The 17491-nt window shown below is 59.3% G+C and carries 21 protein-coding genes and 1 tRNA gene; 5 read left to right on the top strand and 17 right to left on the bottom strand.

Going from position 1 to position 17491, the window contains the following annotated elements; translation table 11 throughout:
* Positions 1-2: 2 nt before the first annotated feature.
* The 8 genes from K6N12_RS12940 to rfbF form a co-directional block, all read right to left on the bottom strand.
* A complete protein-coding gene (locus tag K6N12_RS12940; RefSeq protein ID WP_097624520.1) occupies positions 3-677 on the bottom strand; it encodes a GNAT family N-acetyltransferase in 675 nt (224 codons plus the stop codon).
* A gap of 24 nt (positions 678-701) precedes the next feature.
* A complete protein-coding gene (locus tag K6N12_RS12935) occupies positions 702-1460 on the bottom strand; it encodes a cephalosporin hydroxylase family protein (protein WP_097624521.1) in 759 nt (252 codons plus the stop codon).
* 32 nt (positions 1461-1492) lie between these two features.
* Positions 1493-2641: a DegT/DnrJ/EryC1/StrS family aminotransferase gene (locus K6N12_RS12930; RefSeq protein WP_222148824.1), complete on the bottom strand. Its 1149-nt coding sequence runs from the start codon at positions 2639-2641 to the stop codon at positions 1493-1495.
* A gap of 76 nt (positions 2642-2717) precedes the next feature.
* Entirely contained in the window at positions 2718-3956 is a 1239-nt protein-coding gene (locus K6N12_RS12925) for a glycosyltransferase family 2 protein (protein WP_097624523.1), read from the bottom strand.
* Positions 3953-4495, bottom strand: a complete 543-nt coding sequence (gene rfbC / locus K6N12_RS12920; protein ID WP_131710694.1) for a dTDP-4-dehydrorhamnose 3,5-epimerase — start codon at positions 4493-4495, stop codon at positions 3953-3955. Before rfbC ends, K6N12_RS12925 begins: the two co-directional genes overlap by 4 nt.
* On the bottom strand, positions 4492-5727 hold the full coding sequence (locus K6N12_RS12915; RefSeq protein ID WP_097624525.1) for a class I SAM-dependent methyltransferase: 1236 nt from the start codon (positions 5725-5727) through the stop codon (positions 4492-4494). Before K6N12_RS12915 ends, rfbC begins: the two co-directional genes overlap by 4 nt.
* Positions 5724-6788: a CDP-glucose 4,6-dehydratase gene (rfbG, locus tag K6N12_RS12910; RefSeq protein WP_097624526.1), complete on the bottom strand. Its 1065-nt coding sequence runs from the start codon at positions 6786-6788 to the stop codon at positions 5724-5726. The genes K6N12_RS12915 and rfbG overlap by 4 nt, the downstream gene beginning before the upstream one ends.
* Positions 6779-7552, bottom strand: coding sequence for a glucose-1-phosphate cytidylyltransferase (gene rfbF / locus K6N12_RS12905; RefSeq protein ID WP_097624527.1), 774 nt, complete (start codon positions 7550-7552; stop codon positions 6779-6781). Before rfbF ends, rfbG begins: the two co-directional genes overlap by 10 nt.
* Before the next feature lie 262 nt (positions 7553-7814).
* Here rfbF and K6N12_RS12900 point away from each other — a divergent pair, with 262 nt between their 5' ends.
* Positions 7815-8105 (top strand): DUF982 domain-containing protein, encoded by a 291-nt coding sequence (locus K6N12_RS12900; protein WP_097624528.1) that lies wholly within the window; start codon positions 7815-7817, stop codon positions 8103-8105.
* Between the two features lie 132 nt (positions 8106-8237).
* Here the strand turns inward: K6N12_RS12900 and K6N12_RS12895 are convergent, their stop codons facing one another.
* The 6 genes from K6N12_RS12895 to K6N12_RS12870 form a co-directional block, all read right to left on the bottom strand.
* Positions 8238-9461, bottom strand: a complete 1224-nt coding sequence (locus K6N12_RS12895) for a glycosyltransferase family 4 protein (protein WP_097624529.1) — start codon at positions 9459-9461, stop codon at positions 8238-8240.
* Positions 9458-10318, bottom strand: coding sequence for a class I SAM-dependent DNA methyltransferase (locus K6N12_RS12890; RefSeq protein WP_097624530.1), 861 nt, complete (start codon positions 10316-10318; stop codon positions 9458-9460). Before K6N12_RS12890 ends, K6N12_RS12895 begins: the two co-directional genes overlap by 4 nt.
* The gene (locus tag K6N12_RS12885; protein WP_097624531.1) at positions 10315-11439 is read right to left on the bottom strand and encodes a DegT/DnrJ/EryC1/StrS family aminotransferase; all 1125 of its coding nucleotides are present in this window, start codon (positions 11437-11439) and stop codon (positions 10315-10317) included. The genes K6N12_RS12890 and K6N12_RS12885 overlap by 4 nt, the downstream gene beginning before the upstream one ends.
* Positions 11440-11475: 36 nt before the next feature.
* Complete coding sequence (locus K6N12_RS12880) at positions 11476-11859, bottom strand: cupin domain-containing protein (RefSeq protein WP_012559608.1); 384 nt, start codon at positions 11857-11859, stop codon at positions 11476-11478.
* A gap of 20 nt (positions 11860-11879) precedes the next feature.
* Positions 11880-13091 carry a class I SAM-dependent methyltransferase gene (locus K6N12_RS12875; protein ID WP_239619924.1) on the bottom strand — a complete coding sequence of 404 codons (1212 nt, stop codon included), beginning with the start codon at positions 13089-13091 and terminating at the stop codon, positions 11880-11882.
* Positions 13092-13998: 907 nt separating this feature from the next.
* Positions 13999-14085: transfer RNA gene (locus K6N12_RS12870), tRNA-Leu, on the bottom strand.
* Positions 14086-14253: 168 nt separating this feature from the next.
* On the opposite strand from K6N12_RS12870, the gene K6N12_RS12865 reads away from it, so the two are divergent.
* Positions 14254-14670: a BA14K family protein gene (locus K6N12_RS12865; RefSeq protein ID WP_222148823.1), complete on the top strand. Its 417-nt coding sequence runs from the start codon at positions 14254-14256 to the stop codon at positions 14668-14670.
* A gap of 11 nt (positions 14671-14681) precedes the next feature.
* Here the strand turns inward: K6N12_RS12865 and K6N12_RS12860 are convergent, their stop codons facing one another.
* On the bottom strand, positions 14682-14975 hold the full coding sequence (locus K6N12_RS12860; protein ID WP_097624534.1) for an Rdx family protein: 294 nt from the start codon (positions 14973-14975) through the stop codon (positions 14682-14684).
* Between the two features lie 124 nt (positions 14976-15099).
* Between K6N12_RS12860 and K6N12_RS12855 the strand changes: the two genes are divergently transcribed.
* From K6N12_RS12855 to K6N12_RS12845, 3 genes are all read left to right on the top strand, one after another.
* Positions 15100-15837, top strand: coding sequence for a type 1 glutamine amidotransferase (locus K6N12_RS12855; protein WP_097624535.1), 738 nt, complete (start codon positions 15100-15102; stop codon positions 15835-15837).
* An 11-nt stretch (positions 15838-15848) separates the two neighbouring features.
* Positions 15849-16406: a sugar O-acetyltransferase gene (locus K6N12_RS12850; protein WP_131710693.1), complete on the top strand. Its 558-nt coding sequence runs from the start codon at positions 15849-15851 to the stop codon at positions 16404-16406.
* Between the two features lie 74 nt (positions 16407-16480).
* Positions 16481-16933, top strand: coding sequence for a GFA family protein (locus K6N12_RS12845; protein WP_097624537.1), 453 nt, complete (start codon positions 16481-16483; stop codon positions 16931-16933).
* 2 nt (positions 16934-16935) lie between these two features.
* Here K6N12_RS12845 and K6N12_RS12840 read toward each other — a convergent pair whose 3' ends face one another.
* Together K6N12_RS12840 and K6N12_RS12835 are read right to left on the bottom strand one after the other, a co-directional pair.
* Complete coding sequence (locus tag K6N12_RS12840) at positions 16936-17235, bottom strand: CcdB family protein (RefSeq protein ID WP_097624538.1); 300 nt, start codon at positions 17233-17235, stop codon at positions 16936-16938.
* Positions 17235-17465, bottom strand: a complete 231-nt coding sequence (locus K6N12_RS12835) for a type II toxin-antitoxin system CcdA family antitoxin (RefSeq protein WP_097624539.1) — start codon at positions 17463-17465, stop codon at positions 17235-17237. Before K6N12_RS12835 ends, K6N12_RS12840 begins: the two co-directional genes overlap by 1 nt.
* Positions 17466-17491: the final 26 nt, after the last annotated feature.

Here is a 17491-nt window from a genome sequence, read left to right as displayed (position 1 = left end):
CTTCAGCCGGTCGGCAAAGCCGCCGGATGTACCTGTCGGAAATATTCTCTCGGAAGCTCCATCCTCAGATAGTCGAAGCCGGCATTGGCGTCCGGTCGATCGACGAGCGAATATTTGACTGTGCCCTCTTTCTCGGTGCGCCGCAGCGGCAGGCTTTCGGCCACTGCAAAGCCCAGCCGCCTGTAGAGGCCGATCGCTTTTTCATTGTGGGAGAAGACGTGCAGTTCGGCCGTTTCGGCCCCAAGTCCTGAGAACATCCACTCCAGCATTGTCATGCCGCAATGGAACATCAGGTTGCGGACGTCGCTCGCCCTGCCGCGGATGACGTTGTCGAATTCGGCGGCGCCTAGCCGGATGTTGCAGAGGCCGAAGTTGCCGAGCCGGTTTCCGCCGTGATCGCAAATGACAAACAGGATTCGGTCGGCGGCTGGCAGTGAGATGGTTTCGAGCCAACGCCGCGTGCGTTCTTCGGTGGCACGGAACTGAGTGAGGAAAAACGGCATCGACTGGTTGCGCCACGTCGTCAGGTCGTCGACCAGGCCGCGCTCGTCGAGCATCGACCTGTCGATGCATTGCAGGTCGCCCACATGCATGCCGCTATCGTCCCTGATCGGGAGTCGGAGCCGTCCGGCCGGATCCGCATTGTCCTTGAGGCTGACGATATCGACCTGCGTCATGAACGACGATCCCTGATTGTCCGCTTACGCCTTGCGGCAGACGCAGTAGCCGCCCGGCGAAGAAGACAGCACAAGCTTGCCGTTCAGAACCGGATCGACTTCGAAACGGTCGGTTTCCGTCAGATAGTCGGTAACGGCCTTCAGTGGCTCATTGCCGCGCAGCCAGACCTTGGAGCGTTTTGTGAAAGCCTGTTCTTCGGTCAGATGGCCGATGAGCGTATCGGCGACGACGAGATAGCAGCCTTCCGTTACCAGCGCACCGTAGGCGCGGCACTCGGCCAGAACGTGCTCGTAGGAATGGTCGCTGTCGAGCACCACCATCACCCGGGCACCCGGCGGAATCTCGGCTTTCACGGCGGCAAGCACGTCGTCGTCGACGGAACCGCCCTGGATCATCTTGATTCGGCTCGACATGGGATGGGATTCGATCGACTCGCGATTATGGGCGCGGATGTCGATGTCGACGCCGACAACTTTGGCCTCGTCGTTGCCCATGGCGGCGAGGATCGACGCCATGAAGATCAGCGAGCCGCCGCGCGCGATGCCTGTCTCGATGATGACATCGGGCTTGGTCGCCCAGATGACTTCCTGGGTTGCCAGGATATCGACTGGAAGCTGTATGATCGGCACGCCCATCCATGACCACAGATAGAAGTAGTCGAATTTGTCGAGCCCGATCAGCGTATTCAGCGATTGCTGGAAACTTGCCTCGTCCTTGCCGAGCGCAAGTGACATTTCCCGCTTGTGGGCTTCGAATTCGAGACGATCGTCCTTCGTGGTCATGACTGTTCTTTGTCCTTCGCTGTAGGGCTGTCTTAGATCGACTGCCGCAATGCTGTATTGTTGTGGTAGATCCGCCCGGCCGCCACATCGAGCAACGTTGCCGCCACCCGGTCGATATCGGCTTCGCTCATGTCGTGATAGCTGGGCAGGTTGATCGCGCGGCCCGGAATGCTCCAGGCGTTCACGTTCTGTGGCCGATCCTCGAACATGTCGAGGCTGGACAGGGGATGGAAGAAGACGCGCGCGTCGATATTGGCGATCTCGAAGGCCTGCTGCATCATCTCGCGGGTGGTACCCGTCGACGGATGAAAGACCGCGGTCGGCATCCAAGCGCCATTGATCGTGCCGCTGTATTCCGGGTTCATCGAGATGCCGGGCAGGGCGGAAAGCCGCACCATGTAGGCTGCAAGGATCTCCCGCTTGCGGGCGACGAGTTCTTCGATGCGTTCCAGCTGTGCGCAGCCGATGGCCGCCTGAATGTTGGACATTTTGTACTTGAAGCCGATCGCGTCGGGCCAGAATTGCTTGGTCTGGCCGCGAGCCCGGCCGTGGTTGCTGAGCGTCAGCACCCGCTCGTAAAGCGCGGTGTCGCTGGTGACGAACATGCCGCCTTCGCCCGTCGTCAACGTCTTCGTACCGTGGAAAGAGAAGGTACCGAAGGCGCCCATCGAGCCGGCACGACGGCCATTCCAGACGGAGCCGATGGCTTCCGCCGCATCCTCGATCACCGGGATGCCGGTGCGCTTGCCGATGTCGAGCAGCGCATCCATGTCGCAAAGATTGCCATAGATATGGGTCGCGATGATCGCCTTGGTCTTCGGAGTGATGTGTCGCGCGACCTCGCGAGGATCGATGCACCAGGAATCCGGCAGTACATCGACGAAGACTGGCTTGGCGCCGAGATGGACAACAGGTGAAACTGTGGCGACCCAATTGGTGTCGGCAAGGATGACTTCGTCGCCTTCGCCGACGCCGAGCGCGGCCAGGCCCATGTGCATGGCGCCGGTGCAGCTCGATGTCGCGATGGCAAAGTCGCTGCCGAGATAGGTCTTGAAGTCGCGTTCGAAGCGATTGATGTAGTCGTAGCAGCGTGCGCCCCAGCCGGTCGCTGCCGCATCCGTGGCATAATCGGTTTCAAGCTGGGTGATGGAAGGCTTGGTGTAGAAGATCCTGTTTGTCATGCCGCTAATTTCTGTTGAATTGAAATCAAGACGCAGGCGCCCGTCACGACGCTAGTTTTTGAAACTGGTGCGAGGCTCACATGATGATGTGCCGGGCAAGATCGTGCTCGTGGAACACCAGATTGGGCAGATAGCCGAGTGCTACGAAATATTCCCGGTCTCTGTCGACGTTCACGAAGACGGCGGTGCTATCGAGCGCACTGTCGCTGAGTTCTGTCGTCACCCTTACCTTTTCGCGTAGGCCGAGTTCGCGCATCAGCTCTTCGAGCGCCGCGATTTCCGTAAAGCCGGCGAGAAGCAGCGTATCGATGCCGATCGCCGAATTCACTTCGCTCACAAGCGTCTGGATGACGACCATCAGGGGCAGCGTTTCACGGAAGGGGCGGATTTCCGGGTGATCGAGCATCCCGCCCCACATGATGCGGGTATAGAGCTCATACGCCTTGATGTAATTCTTACTCACTGCCCAGAAGCGGAAGGCGACCGCCATGCGATTGAGCGTGAAGATCTTGCACATCTCCTCATATTGGAGACGCTTCTCTGGCGTAAGGGGCAGCGCCCCGCGCCTGACGCCCGTATAGAGAAAATATTCGAGCCCGCCACGATAGCGATCCCAGCTCGTCATGACGTCGTTGGTGCCCTCCTGCTGGCGATCGCGGGTGATCACCGAATTGGTGATCGAGCGGTAGAACGGCCGCTGCAGGAAGGTAACCGCGCCCTGATCGAGAAAATGCGCAAGGAATGGGAACGGGTAGAAACAGAATTCCCGCGGGATCCAGGCCGACCGCAGGGTTGACGAGCGGTAGATGGCGATTTCCGGAAAGATGTGGCGTTCGCAGAGATATTGGAAGACTTCGCCGAAGCTGCCGTGCGGAAACTTTCGATCTTCCTCGACATCGTAGAACTTCATGATGTCGGTTTTGGCGACCTCGTCGTAGAGGAACCACGGTGCATGGGCGCAGGTCACTTCCCGATTGTTGTCGAGATATCTGATGGTGTCGGCCACCGCCCCGGCAATTAGGATATCATCGTCGGCCAGGTAGATGAGATATTCGCCCTTGCTGAGGCGCATAGCGCTTGTGACGTTCGCCGCGGCGCCGGCGTTGGCTTCACGCTTATAGTAGCGGATCGGCAGCCCGCGGCCGATGAATTCCTCGACCACGTGCTGCGTGCCGTCCGTGGAGGCATTGTCGCAGATGACGACTTCGAAGGGAAAGTCGAACTTGTAGTCGTTCTCGCAATAGGTCAGCGAGTTTCTGAGATAGGCTTCACGATTGTAGGTCGGGATGCAGATGCTGAGTTTGATGCCGCTCAAACGCTTGCTTCCTGGCTATAGCTTTCAAGCGCGGCATCGCGCTCGCTGATGACGCTCGGCGTGAACGGCCAGGCGATGGAAAAGGCAGGATCGTCCCAGCGGACCCCACGGGCAAGTTCCGGCACGTAAGCTTCCGACATCTGGTAGAAGAGTTCGCACTCATCCTCGAGCGTCAGGAAACCGTGTGCGCATCCGGCCGGTATGTAGAAAGCGTTGCAACTGGCAGCATCGAGCTCGACGGAAGCCCATCGGAGATAACTCGGCGAATCCGGCCTCAGATCGAGCGCCACGTCGAAGACCCTGCCGCGCGTGGCGCGCACGAGCTTCACCTCCGGCCGCGGTTGGGCCTGGTAGTGCATGCCGCGCAGCGTCCCGCGCCTATGGTTCCGCGAGACGTTGCATTGCGGATAGACCGGCACGAGACCGCGGTCGGCAAAGGTCCGCGCGTCGAAAGTTCGCGCGAACATTCCCCTGTCGTCGGAGCGCGCGTCGACTTCCACGACAAAGGCGCCCGAAACCGGGGTCGGAAGAAATTTCATCCGAGCACCGTCAGTTCCGGCACCGCAACGGCGAACCGTCCGCCCCAGGCGCCGACCCTGCTGTTGGCCGCAACGACTTCGTTCTTGATATTCCAGGGCAGGATGAGCACATAATCCGGCTGCGTCTCGTCCATTTTCTCAGGCGCGTAGATCGGCAGCTTGCTGCCCGGCAGGTAATGGCCCTGCTTGTGCGGGTTGCGATCGACGACATAATCGATGAGTTCGGTGCCGACACCGCAGAAGTTCAGCAGCGTGTTGCCCTTGGCGGCGGCGCCATAGGCAGCGACACTCTTGCCGTTCTGCTTGGCTTCGTTGAGGAAGGCAAGCAGCCCGTCCTTGATCGGCGCTACACGGCTCTGGAAGGCCTCGTAGGTTTTCGTCCTGTCGAAACCGGCGGCGGCCTCATCGGCGCGCACTTTGGCAAGGTCGGGGCCGGTTGGGTGAGCCGTGGATGTTGCGCGGCAGGCAAGCACGCGCAGGCTGCCGCCATGGGTCGACAGTTCCTCCACGTCGAATACTTTGAGGCCGTGCGCTGCGAACACCTTTTCGACGGCCAGCAGCGACAGATAGTAGAAATGTTCGTGGTAGACGGTATCGAACTGGATGTTTTCGATCAGCCGCAGCAGGTGCGGGAATTCGACGCTGACGACGCCATCCGGCTTAAGAACGGCAGCGAGCCCGCCGACGAAGTCATTGATATCGGGCACATGCGCCAGCACGTTGTTGCCGATGACAATGTCGGCGGCAAGGCCAAGCGAGACGAGGTCGGCAGCCGTTTCCTTGCCGAAGAAGCGCGCTTCGGTGGGAACGCCGATTTGCCGCGCCACCTCAGCGACATTCTCAGCCGGTTCGATGCCGAGCACGGGCACGCCGGCCTCGACGAAATGCTTCAGCAGATAGCCGTCATTGCTTGCCACCTCGATGACCTGCGATGCCGGGCCGAGGCCGAAACGCTCGCGGGCCGTGACGGTGAACTGGCGCGCATGCTCCACCCAGCTGTCGCTATAGGAAGAGAAATAGGCGTAGTGGCTGAAGATATCCTCCGGCGGAACGAAGGCGTCGGCCTGCACCAGCCAGCATTGCGAGCAGACGAAAGCGCGCAGCGGATAGGAAGGTTCCGGCTGCTTGAGCTGCTCTTCGGTCAGATAGGCATTGGCGAGCGGCGTCGAGCCGAGATCGACAAAGCGGTGCGTCAGCGGAGCGCTGCAGAACCGGCAATTATGCGCTGTCATGATACTGTTTCCTCATAGGCCGCGATCTGGCCGAGCGAGAAGGCGCGCATGTCGGCTCCCTCGCGGTTGGCCTTGTACCAGGCGGCTGTCCAGTCGATAGTCTGCTGCAGGCTGAGGCGCGGACGCCAGCCGATTGTGTCGAGCGCCAAGGCCGAGCTCAGCGTCAGCGCCGGCGCTTCCGGCAGATGTTCGCCTGGCGCCGGCCGCCACACGTCTCCGACGCTGTGCGCGCGTCCGAGCGCCTCGGCAAGTTCGCAAACGGTCGCGAAGCTCTCAGGGTGCGGACCGAAATTCAAGGCATCAGGCAGATCCCTGCCACGCTCCTCGGTCAGCACCTCGGCGAAACGGAGATAACCGCCGAGCGGTTCCAGCACATGCTGCCAGGGGCGGATAGCCTCGGGATAGCGCAGCATGATCGGTTCGCCGCCTTCGAAGGCGCGGATGAAATCCGGGATCAGCCGATCCCTGGACCAGTCGCCGCCACCGATGACATTGCCGGCCCGCACTGTGGCGAGCCTGAGATCGCGTCCCTTGAAGAAACTGTCGCGATAGCTCTGGCAGACGAGTTCGGTGCAGGCTTTGGAATTGCTGTAGGGGTCCTTGCCGCCGAGCGTATCGGTCTCGACGAAAGGTATGCCGCTGCCGCTGTTCGCGTAGACCTTGTCCGAGGTGATGACGAGCACGGTCTTGACGGAGGGCGTGTGCCTGACCGCGTCGAGAACATTTGCCGTTCCCAGGACATTGGTCGAAAAGGTCTCGGCCGGGTTCTCATAGGAGCGCCGCACCAGCGCCTGTGCCGCCATATGGATGACGATCTCCGGCTCGAACCGCCGGGAGAGCGCAAGCAGCGCCTCGGCGTCGCGGATATCGACGATATGGTGGCCGCGATCATCCCACGGAGCAAGCTTCTGGTAGAGCGACGGTTCGGTCTCGGGTGCCAGCGACACAGCGGCGACATCGGCGCCGAGCCGCTCCAGCCACAGGGAAAGCCAGGAACCCTTGAAGCCGGTATGCCCGGTTAGGAAAACCCGCCGCCCTTTCCAGAAGTCCGTCAGGCCCATAGCTTCCACGGCGCCTTTCCGGAATTCCAGAGTTCTTCCAGATGGGTGCGCTCGCGCAGCGTATCCATCGGCTGCCAGAAGCCGTCATGCTTGAAGGCGGCAAGCTGGTTGTTGGCGGCAAGCCACTCCAGCGGCCCGGCTTCCCAGATCGTGTCGTCGCTTGTGATGAGATCGACCACTGAAGGGTCGAGCACGAAGAAGCCGCCGTTGATACGCTGGCCGTCGCCTCTCGGCTTCTCCACGAAGGAGGTGATGTACTGGCCCTCGATATTCGTGGCGCCGTACCGTCCGGGCGGGGTCACCGCGCACATCGTCGCCTTCAGGCCGTGATCGCGATGGAAAGCGACTTCGGCGGCAATGTCGATGTCGCCGACGCCGTCGCCATACGTCATGCAGAAAGGTTCGCCTGGTGTCAGATGGTCGCGAATGCGCCCGAGACGGCCGCCGGTCATCGAATGCATGCCGGTATCGACGACGGTGACGCGCCAGTTCGGCCGTTTGCCGCCGTGATAATTGATGCTGTTGGCGCCGAGGTCGACCGTGATATCGCTGTGGTGGAGAACAAGGTTTACGAAATATTCCTTGATCATATAGCCCTTGTAGCCGGCGCAGATAATGAAATCATCGAGGCCGTGATGGGCGTAGATGTTCATGATATGCCAGAGGATCGGCATGCCGCCGATTTCGACCAGAGGCTTAGGCCGTACGCTGGTCTCCTCGGCAAGGCGCGATCCGAGACCACCGGCGAGAATTACAACTTTCATCCCAAGCGAACTCCAGAGTCTTTGGAAGCGATTATTGTCTACGGCCGGCGCCCGGCGAGGCCGCCCGGCATGCGGGGGCACTCACAGGTGGAACGGCCGTATGGTCATCCTGGTCCCGGTATCCGATTTCGTTCTTGTGCGAGGCTTGCGGGGGTGTCGACCAGGTACCGCGCGCGCTCGGCAGGCCGTTGAAACGCTTCCTGCCGTCCCGGCACGCTTCTTGCATTGTTACTAATATTCTAACTCTTGGGGAGAAAGTGCCATGCAATGGAACACATCGGCGGATTTTGCGCCTCTCGTTCTCTTTCTCGGCGACCGGCACAAACGCAAGATCGTCCGGACGCTCCGAGACGCCGCTGAAGTTCTGATGACCGACTGGCCGTTTGAGGATGGAGAGGAATATGTTGCGGCGGTGAAGGTTTGCGCCGATGCCGTCATGGGGCAGGCTGGGATGGACGAACTCAGGGAACTGCTTCTGAGCGCCGCCAGAGAAGCCGGCATGGGAGTGCTGACCGTCATTCCCGACAGCAGGAAGACCCATATGGCCGCGTGAAGGTCGTTAACCCTGCCCGATCGACGGCCAGGCATCTGGATCAAGCTGGAGTGGACTGCCTTCCGTTTCGGGCGATCTCAGGCTGGCAGTTCCGAAATCAGGGCAATTAAGGAGGCTGCGCACTATTTCAGTTTAATGCCAGCAGCGACGTACCGGTTCGAATTCGTCAAGTATGGAGAAAATCTCTTGCACATAGTCCGTCGCGGTCCATTTGCGCGCACGAATATGACCCTTTTCGATCATCTGTTGCCGCAGTTCGGGGCTTGCCTGCAATTGTCGAACCGCAGCGGCGATTGAGTCCGGCGCCAATGCGTCGACGTATAAGGCCGCATTCTCCAATTGTTCGCGGGCACCGTCATAGTCTGATGCAATCACCGGGCAGCCAAGGGCAAAGGCTTCCAGAGGCGGCAAATTATCCGGTCCGAACAGGCTTGGATAAGTAAGCGCGAACGCTCCCTGATAAAGCGCAGTCAGGTCTTCACGAGCGACAAAACCGAGGAACAGCACCTGCTGCTCTACACCAAGGGTGCGCGCCAGCGAGCGCAAGTGGTCCAGATTACCGTGATCGGAGCCGACCAGCGCGAGCTGGAACGGCTCGGTCTCTCCGTCATTGATCAACCGTAATGCGTGCAACAAATTGGCGTGGTTCTTGTGGGCCCAAAACTGTGCTGGATAGTATAGATACCGGCTGGTAATTCCCAGCGCCCGGAGCCGGGATGCGGTGTCGGCCGCAGGTGGATTGAAGCAGAAGCTCGGCGTCGGCAAGGGAAGGACACGGATGCGCTTTGCGGGAACGCGGTAGAAGTTTTCGATTTCGCGCCGGCCCTCTTCGGTGCCTGTGATCACATAGGCAGCACGTCTGACATAACGGCTGAAGAATTCTTCGCGGATATCCCACAGGCTGCTCAGGCTGACTTCGGGAAACCAGGGCTGCAGCCTGTGCTGGAGGTCGAACACGGTGGTAATGTAGGGCACGTCGAAAGCCTCATGCTCATAGTGCCCGATCGACCAGGTGAACTCGATTTCATTGCGAACCAATACCGCGGCGGCCCGACTGATTTTTGGCCCCTTTTCGATCGCTCTCTCGCCTTTTCCCAATAAGCGCCGGACGAAAAGCTTGACGCGGCGGCGTGGCGTCAGCGGCGGCTCGGGAGCATCCATAGGGGAAATATGGACATTGTCGGGCCGGCCTGGAAGAGCAGAAAAATCCTCTTGCTTGTGGTGCTCACAAATCACGTGGAATTCGTGATGCGACTTTGCAGCCAGTTCCAGAAAGGACCTGAATATATCCTGCTGATAGGTAAACACGCCGCCAGAGTGCGGGGAAGGGTCATTGAAGAAAAAACCGATCTTCAAACTGCGCTCCGTTGTTGGCCCTGGTCAGTAGCCGTAGGCCCGCCCGACATTTTCCGCACGACGTAGGTCATGTTCCAGTCGCCGCTGGAGACGGCCTTTTCCGGCTGCAAAAATGGGCACCGCAGAAGAACCTCAAAGCCGAGCGCCTTCAGCAAATCGACCATTTCCTGCGGAAAATAAAACCGCACGCGATGGTTCTCACTGAAATGCTTCACCACCCCGTCGGCATACTCGACCTTGAATTCAAAATTGACGACGGCTTGTTGTGCGACCGTATCCAAGGTGGTACGAGAAACGCGCTCAACCTTGCGTTTGTCGTCCGCTTCCTGCCTTACCTTGTGGGGAGAATATTGCGGCAGCACTGCCGTGCCGTTCCACACATCGAAAATGAAAATGCCGCCGGGCGCCATTTTCTTTGCGATATTCTTCAAGGTCAGCTCAAAATCGGCAAAGTCGGTGAGGTAGCCAAGTGCCGCGAACATGGCCAGGACGACGTCGAAAGTACCCTGGATTGCGTCGGCCGTCTGAAACGAGCACTCATGAAATCGCACATCCAGCCCACGTTCGGCCGCGCTGTTGCGCGCCACCGCCACCATTCCCGATGAGATGTCGCTGCCTTCGACAACATAACCCTTGGCCGCCAGTTCCATGGCGTGGCGCCCGGTCCCACAGGCGAGATCCAGAACCCGAATCGGTACATGGTTTTGACGCGGCGCATGCTGCTCTATCAGAGCCGCGACAAAACCAGCCTCGCCGGCATAGTCCTTATCGCGGTATATGAGGTCATAGATCGCGGAATATTCACCGAACGGAATCGGTTCCTGCTCTTTGCCTGTCACGGGCGCATCAGCACTCATTGGTCCAAGACTTCGATCAGGCTCTGACAGACATAATCAATGTCATCATCAGAGATTGCCGGGCCACTCGGCAAGTAAAAGCCGCGCAGGCCAAGGTCGTTCGCAACCGGGCATTCATCGGCGCTGGTCCAACCGCGTTTGATAAAAATTTCCTGCATGTTGTAAGGCAGGAAATTCTCGCGGCTCTCGACGCCTTTTTGCGCCAGCGCATGCATCACCTCTGCGCGCCGACCGGCGTTGCGTCCGCTGACGAGCACCATGTACATCCAGTGAACGTTTCGGGCATACGGCTTTTCCATCGGCAACTGCAGGTCGTCGCGCCCACCAAGGCGTTGTCCATACGCGTTCGCGATGGTCCGTTTGGCGTCGATGATCTGTTCGATCTTGCCGAACTGGGCATGCCCGATCGCCGCCTGCAGATTTGTCATCCGGAAGTTATATCCGATGTCCTTGTGCATGAACTTGTTCTTGTCGCCGAACGCCAATCCCTTGAGATTGCGTGCGCGATCGGCCCACTCGCCGTTATTCAGTGTCAGCATTCCGCCTTCACCGGTCGTGATCACCTTATTGGCGTAGAAACTGAAGCAGCCGATGTCGCCGATGCCGCCGACCTTGCGGCCTTTATACAGAGCGCCATGAGCCTCGGCACAGTCCTCGATGACATAGAGATTGTGCTCGCGAGCGACTTCCATCACAGGATCCATGTCGACCGGGTGACCAAACAGGTGCACCACCAGGATCGCCTTGGTTTTGGATGTGATCTTTGCTCGCAACAGCGTTGGATCGAGATTCAAAGTATCGGCTTCGGAGTCGATCGGCACAGGATGTGCGCCCTGGTACAGCACGGCGAAAAACGTTGCCATATTGGTCAGCGAGGCCACCAGCACCTCGTCGCCGGGACCGATGGACAGGGTCGCCAGCGCCAAGTGAAGTGCCGTGGTTCCGCTGGAAACCGCCACGCCATGGGCACAATCGCAATAGGCCGCGAATTCCTGCTCGAACATTGGCAGGTAGTCGCCAAAGAAACCCGAGATAGCGCCTTTGGCCAAGGCATTGTTGACGTGATGGGTCTCTTCCGCCCCCAACAATGGCTGCGAGACGGGCACGCGACGTGTGGACACGGGCGAATCCTGACGTAGAGGGTTTATCGACATGGGTTAAGCACCGGCTGCCAAAGGAACGTCGAGACGGAACGTGTCGCTTTCGTATTCCTTGCCGCCACGCGGTCCACTGGTAAAGACCAGCAACTCCGCCTCATCCAAGCCGACGAGGGCGTGACGCACATGCGGCTTCGTAACGGTGAAATCGCCGGGATTCATCACCGTCTCGACCACTGGCTCGCCGGGTACCTGACTGACCAGCTTGATGCTGCCCGAGATCAGATAATTCCACTGGGTGGTTTCCTTGTGGTAGTGGTTGCCGCGCACGGCGCCTTTGGAAAAGGTGATGCGGGTAATCGCGTTGATGTTCTCGTTTTCGAGAAGATCGGTGATTTCGCCACGAGCATCCTTGAATGCGGGGACCAGCGAGATTTTCGCCATTGCGTGCTCCTTAAGAGTAATCAGTCGACGATTTTGGGGAAGGGGATCGGGATAATGAATTTGCCTCCCCGGCGCCGAAATTCATGCAGGTTCCCGATGATTTCGTCGGCGAAATTCCAAGCCAGGAGCAGAGCATAGTCAGGCTGATGTTTGAGCAGTTCTTCGTCAGAGACCACCGGAATGTGCGCCCCTGGGGTATAGCGACCAATCTTCAGCTTTGATTTCTCGGTGACGAAATCAAGTATGTCGGCGTCAAGCCCGCAGTAATTGAGCAAGGTCATGCCCTTGGCGGGAGCGCTGACGGCTGCGATCCGTTTGCCTTCATGTTTCAGCGAATGAAGCATCCAGGTCAGTTCGTCCTTGTTGCGCCGCACGGCCGCGGCAAACTCGGCAAGTTTGTCATGGCTGTATATGCCCATGTCCACCTCTGCCTGCGCCATCCGTTCTGCGTCCGGCGAGGCAGGCCACATGCCGATCCTGCCGACATGCACACGGAAAGAGCCGCCATGGATATCGCGCTCCTCGATATGAAATATCTCCAGGCCGTGTTTACGGAAAAAGGCCAGCAACGGTTTGACCGACAGGTATGAGAGATGCTCGTGATAGATAGTGTCGTATTCATTGTGCTTGAGCAGATTGACGAAATACGGCGCTTCGAAAATGAACACACCGCGTTCGCTGAGCAATTCCTTGACACTCGATATGAAGCTGTCGAGATCATCCACATGGGCAAATACGTTGGTCGCCGTCACCACTGATGCATGGCCTTTATCAGCAACGATGGTGCGAGCGGTATCTTCATTGAAAAAATCACAGATCGTGTCGATGCCATTGGCCTGCGCGATCATGACGATGTTTGCCGCAGGATCGACTCCCTGCACCCGCAAGCCCTGGCTTTGGAAAGCTCCCAGCAGCACACCCACATTGCTGCCGATATCCACCGCCAAGTCCTTCGGCCCCAATTGCAGGCGCGCAACCACACTGGCGGCGAATTCGGACCAGTGCGCCTGGCCGGTGCGGGTGGTGGAGGATTCGTAGGGATAGTCGTTCCGGTATAAAACTTCTGGAGATACGACATGACTCAACTGAGCCAAACCACAATCGTCACACATCATCACCTGCAAGGGATAATGAACGTCCGGCTCGCGCGATTGATCCTTGCGCCGGAATTGGTCGGCCGGAGGTGTAAAACCCAAGTCGAGAAATTTATGCAACTTGGTGCTGCCACACATACGACAATTCATGGGTGATATCCCTTTATTTCCTGTAGTCCGAAACCCAACCGGCGATGCACTTATTTGACAGCAGACCGCCGAATTCAATTGATCAAGGGTTTGCGAAATCGGTGTACTGAATATTGAACGGACGACGGCAATGCAACGAAGTTTTTCCGATCCGAACGGCGTTCCCGCACTGATCTCGCCCAAAAGTCGATCATCTCAGCGACATTCTTCCTCGACGCATCGTCGGCATGAGGCTTGCCTGATGGTTTCGGAGAATCGGACTCAAGGCCGCTTACGCAACAGGACGGTTGCAACGAGGTTGCCGACGTCAGCTTTCAGCTGAGGGCTGCACCTGAGCTGTTGGAAAACAAGGCGCGAAATCTATCCTGCGAAATTCGCCCAGTTCGCCGCCGATCCGAACAAAGCGGCCGATCGTTCCGGACAGGGCAAAAACCGCACTTCGGAATCCCGAAATTCTGCCGCTTCGGGATCCCGAAATGCGCCGGGTTTTGCGAGGTGTCGCCGTCGGGAAACGTCGAATGATTTCAAGCCCGCAACCAATTTCGGGATTACGAAGCGCTATATTGATTATGATAGGGAGTTCCGGCGATCGCCGCCAGTACTTGTCCCGAGAGGACGGTTAGGTCTCGAGATCAAGCTGGAGCGGAGTGCGGGTTGCTTCGGCGACTTTACGCTTCCGATTTTTTGCCGCACGGCGTGGCGGCTTTATGATCCCCGGCAGTCGATGGCGGCCCGCTATCGGCGACCGAGAATACGCGTCAATGTGGATTTTGAAAGTCCTTGAAATTGAGCAGACAAGCCTTGAGCGCTTTGCCGCGGGTCTTTTCCACAGGCACAAAATGCGTAAATTTTGGAAAGGCTTAACTTCTTGATCCGGTAGTGATCAAGAATGGAATGGTGCCCAGAAGAGGACTCGAACCTCCACACCCTTTCGGGTACCAGCACCTGAAGCTGGCGCGTCTACCAATTCCGCCATCTGGGCGACGGAGAGCGATGTAAGGGGGCGGCTCCTGACTGTCAACCGGGTTTTTGAAGTTTTTCTGACAGTTGGCGAAAAACAATTGATCACATGCGAGGGAGTGGCCGGAGGGCAGGCATAGCGCTTCTCTTGGTACGCCCTATATAGAGAAAATATCGAAAGGAATGCCTCATGCTCGTTGCCCGCACGCTTCTGTTCGCCGGTCTTCTTGCTGTTTTCGCGCCAGCCGTGGCCGGCGCTGATTCGCTGAAGCTGGGCAAGCCGGGGGTCGGGCCGCTCAACACCGGATCGACGCTGTGCGATTTTCGCGGCTGTTTCGGTTTCGGGCCGCAGCAATGGCATCGCCCCGCTTATATCCAGCCGAATTACCGGCCGCGTGGCGCGACGGGGCCGACCTATTATCAGCCGGGTGCTGCCGGGCGGCCGCAGCTGACCTATGACCCGCCGCCGGTGCGCCGGGTGCAGCCGAACGCTCCGAACAAGCATATCGCCTGGTGCACCAATGAATACCGCTCCTACAATCCGAGGACGGATCATTTTCTCACCTATGAAGGCGTCTACAGGGTCTGCCGCTCGCCCTATCGCTGAGGCTGCTGCGGTCAGCTTTCCAGCGAGGCGCGGTCGACATGGCCGAGATCGCGGCCGGGCTCGATAATGTCGCGGACCCGCTGCTTCAGCTCCTTCGGCCCGGGAAAGCCGTTGTCGCGCTTGCGCTCCCAGATCAAATCGCCATTGACGCGGATCTCGAAATTGCCGCCGGTGCCGGGGATCAGCGCCACCTCGCCAAGGCTGTCGGAAAAGGTGTGCAGCAGCTCCTGCGCCATCCAGGCGGCGCGCAGCAGCCAGTTGCACTGGGTGCAGTAGAGGATCGAGACGCGGGCTTTTTCGGTCATGGTGTTTCCTTTCATTCGCGTGGATTTAAGCCCTTGCGGCGTGCTCACGCAATGGCGCGCAAGCATCTTGCGCGTCGTTCGCCGGCATGGTCTCTTCCGTCGTCGGTCACACCGGGGAGAGCCCATGCGAGTCGCAGTCGTCGAAAATATGCGCAATACCGGTCTTGGCGCGCTTGCCACGGCACTCGACGAGGCGGGAGCTCATATCGAGTGGTTCCGCGTGTGGCAGGACGGCATCCTGCCGCGGGATATAGTCGGCCATGACGCGCTGGTCGTTCTCGGCGGCGAGCAGAGCGCGCTGGATGATGAGACGCATCCTTACCTGCCGGAGCTCGTGCGGCTTTCGCGTGCCTTCGGTGATGCCGGCAAGGCCGTGCTCGGCATCTGCCTCGGCAGCCAGATCCTCGCCCGCGCCTATGGCGCCGACAATCATCTCGGCACCGCCCGCGAATTCGGCTGGCACAAGATCGGCGTCACCGCCGAGGGCCGGGTCGATCCGCTACTGTCGGCGCTTGGCAGCGAATTCACCATCTTCGAATGGCATGCCGACACGTTTTCCCTTCCCGAAAGTGCGGTGCGTCTGGCGACGAGCCTGGTCGCCGATAACCAGGCCTTCCGCATCGGTCGCGCCGTCTACGGCACCCAGTTCCATTTCGAGGCCGGCCGAGCAGTCGTTGAGCAATGGAAGGCGGAATTCCCCGATACGATCGAGCGCATCGCTCCCGGCTGGCTAGAGAACCATGCCGAACTGGCGGCAAGACATGGCGGTGCCGCCGATGCCGCGGGCCTTGCCATCGCGCGTGCCTGGGTCAGCCTGATCGAACCGGCAGAGATCGGAATATTGTCCGAGGCCTCGGTTTGAGAGGCGACTCGATGCCGGCGAGCGAATATGAAAAGATGGCGGCGGGTGAGTGGTATTGCTGCCTCGACGACGAACTCGATGGCCTACGCCAGCAGGCGCGCCGTGCCGTTCACGCCCATAACACGCTGCCGCCGGATAAGCGCGGGGCTGTCGCCCCGGCGCTCAGAGCGCTATTCGCTGGGGCGGCGCCCGATATCTTCATCGAAGCGCCGTTTCACTGCTCCTACGGCATCAATATTACCCTTGGCAAGCGCGTCTATTTCAATGCCGGCTGTACTATCCTCGATTCCGGCCGCGTGGCGGTCGGCGACCGCACGATGTTCGGCCCCGGCGTGCAGATCTATTGCGCCGAACATCACAAGGATGCCGCCTTTCGCAGCGCCGGTATCGAGATCGCCCGGCCGGTTGCGATCGGCAGCGATGTCTGGATCGGCGGTGGCGCCATCATCCTCGGGGGAGTGATGATCGGCGATCGTGCGATCGTCGGCGCTGGCGCCGTTGTGACCAAAGACGTGCCGACGGGCGCAACCGTGGTCGGCAATCCGGCGCGTCGGATAAACGCCGTCTGAAACTCGGGCTGCCGCGTCTCCCTCGACAATGGCGCCGGCTCCGCTAGATCAGGTGGCGAAAGGGGAGAACTATCATGACAGCACAGAACCTACCCATGGAAGGCGGCTGCCGCTGCGGCCGGGTGCGGTTGAAGATCAGCGCGCCGCCGCTGCTGACCATGGCTTGCCATTGCACGGGCTGCCAGAGGATGACAGCAAGCGCCTATTCGCTGAGTGCCGCCATCCCCAGCGAAGGTTTCGAAGTGGCGAAGGGCGAGCCTGTCATAGGTGGCTTGCACGGCACGACGAAACATTATTTCTGCCCGCATTGCATGAGCTGGATGTTCACCCGCCCGGAAGGCATGGACTGGTTCGTCAACCTGCGCGTGACCATGCTCGATGACCCCAGCTGGTTCACCCCCTTCATCGAGACATGGACGAGCGAGAAACTGGCCTTTGCCGAGACCGGCGCGGTGCACAGCTACACGGCACTGCCGGAGATGGCGGCCTATGAGGGGTTGGTCAAGGAGTATATGGCGCGAGGTTGATCTCAGAAGCCTTGGAAGAGGAAGTCCAGGGCGCTGATGATACGATCGCTGTCGGCCGTGAGATCGGCGGCTGCGACGCCTATCTCTTTAACGGAAATCGCACCGATAAATTGGGTCGCCATAACGTATGGCACGCCGTTGATCACGAATTGCGGGTTGAGCTGACGCATGATTTTGGGAAGAGCTTCCAGCGGAAGCATTGGCGCCATGATCCGCGTCGTGAGGTCGCCATGCAGGTCTGACTGCAGATCAAGCGCAAGCGCATTCGTATGGATCAAATTGTAGACATGAAACCGAGCCATCAGAACTGTCGATATTTATGAAACGGCAGGCCGTGCTTTTCGACATAGGCATTGGAGGCGGCAATTGCCTCCGCGTTCTCGATACGCCATAGCCGTTCGCGTTCCGCCTTTATGGCCTTCGCGATCCCATCTTCCGCCGCCCGGGATATGTTGATCTTCAGCTCACGCGCCTGCGATACGAGTCCCTCATCGAGAGAGAGGTTTGCCGCTTTCCTTGCCTGCTGTGCCATAACGATCTCCTTATGCGCAGATCATA

It is taken from the genome of Rhizobium redzepovicii (assembly GCF_019793435.1).
GTDB classification, from domain to species: Bacteria; Pseudomonadota; Alphaproteobacteria; order Rhizobiales; family Rhizobiaceae; genus Rhizobium; species Rhizobium redzepovicii.
This window is presented reverse-complemented; position numbering and strand designations above follow the sequence as displayed.

Bases quoted from the DNA above. Each gene is read 5' to 3' on its own strand.
- K6N12_RS12940 (WP_097624520.1), bottom strand. From the start codon at position 677: ATGACGCAGGTCGATATCGTCAGCCTCAAGGACAATGCGGATCCGGCC.
- K6N12_RS12935 (WP_097624521.1), bottom strand. From the start codon at position 1,460: ATGACCACGAAGGACGATCGTCTCGAATTCGAAGCCCACAAGCGGGAA.
- K6N12_RS12930 (WP_222148824.1), bottom strand. From the start codon at position 2,641: ATGACAAACAGGATCTTCTACACCAAGCCTTCCATCACCCAGCTTGAA.
- rfbC (WP_131710694.1), bottom strand. From the start codon at position 4,495: ATGAAATTTCTTCCGACCCCGGTTTCGGGCGCCTTTGTCGTGGAAGTC.
- K6N12_RS12915 (WP_097624525.1), bottom strand. From the start codon at position 5,727: ATGACAGCGCATAATTGCCGGTTCTGCAGCGCTCCGCTGACGCACCGC.
- rfbG (WP_097624526.1), bottom strand. From the start codon at position 6,788: ATGGGCCTGACGGACTTCTGGAAAGGGCGGCGGGTTTTCCTAACCGGG.
- rfbF (WP_097624527.1), bottom strand. From the start codon at position 7,552: ATGAAAGTTGTAATTCTCGCCGGTGGTCTCGGATCGCGCCTTGCCGAG.
- K6N12_RS12900 (WP_097624528.1), top strand. From the start codon at position 7,815: ATGCAATGGAACACATCGGCGGATTTTGCGCCTCTCGTTCTCTTTCTC.
- K6N12_RS12890 (WP_097624530.1), bottom strand. From the start codon at position 10,318: ATGAGTGCTGATGCGCCCGTGACAGGCAAAGAGCAGGAACCGATTCCG.
- K6N12_RS12880 (WP_012559608.1), bottom strand. From the start codon at position 11,859: ATGGCGAAAATCTCGCTGGTCCCCGCATTCAAGGATGCTCGTGGCGAA.
- K6N12_RS12875 (WP_239619924.1), bottom strand. From the start codon at position 13,091: ATGTGTGGCAGCACCAAGTTGCATAAATTTCTCGACTTGGGTTTTACA.
- K6N12_RS12865 (WP_222148823.1), top strand. From the start codon at position 14,254: ATGCTCGTTGCCCGCACGCTTCTGTTCGCCGGTCTTCTTGCTGTTTTC.
- K6N12_RS12860 (WP_097624534.1), bottom strand. From the start codon at position 14,975: ATGACCGAAAAAGCCCGCGTCTCGATCCTCTACTGCACCCAGTGCAAC.
- K6N12_RS12855 (WP_097624535.1), top strand. From the start codon at position 15,100: ATGCGAGTCGCAGTCGTCGAAAATATGCGCAATACCGGTCTTGGCGCG.
- K6N12_RS12850 (WP_131710693.1), top strand. From the start codon at position 15,849: ATGCCGGCGAGCGAATATGAAAAGATGGCGGCGGGTGAGTGGTATTGC.
- K6N12_RS12845 (WP_097624537.1), top strand. From the start codon at position 16,481: ATGACAGCACAGAACCTACCCATGGAAGGCGGCTGCCGCTGCGGCCGG.
- K6N12_RS12840 (WP_097624538.1), bottom strand. From the start codon at position 17,235: ATGGCTCGGTTTCATGTCTACAATTTGATCCATACGAATGCGCTTGCG.
- K6N12_RS12835 (WP_097624539.1), bottom strand. From the start codon at position 17,465: ATGGCACAGCAGGCAAGGAAAGCGGCAAACCTCTCTCTCGATGAGGGA.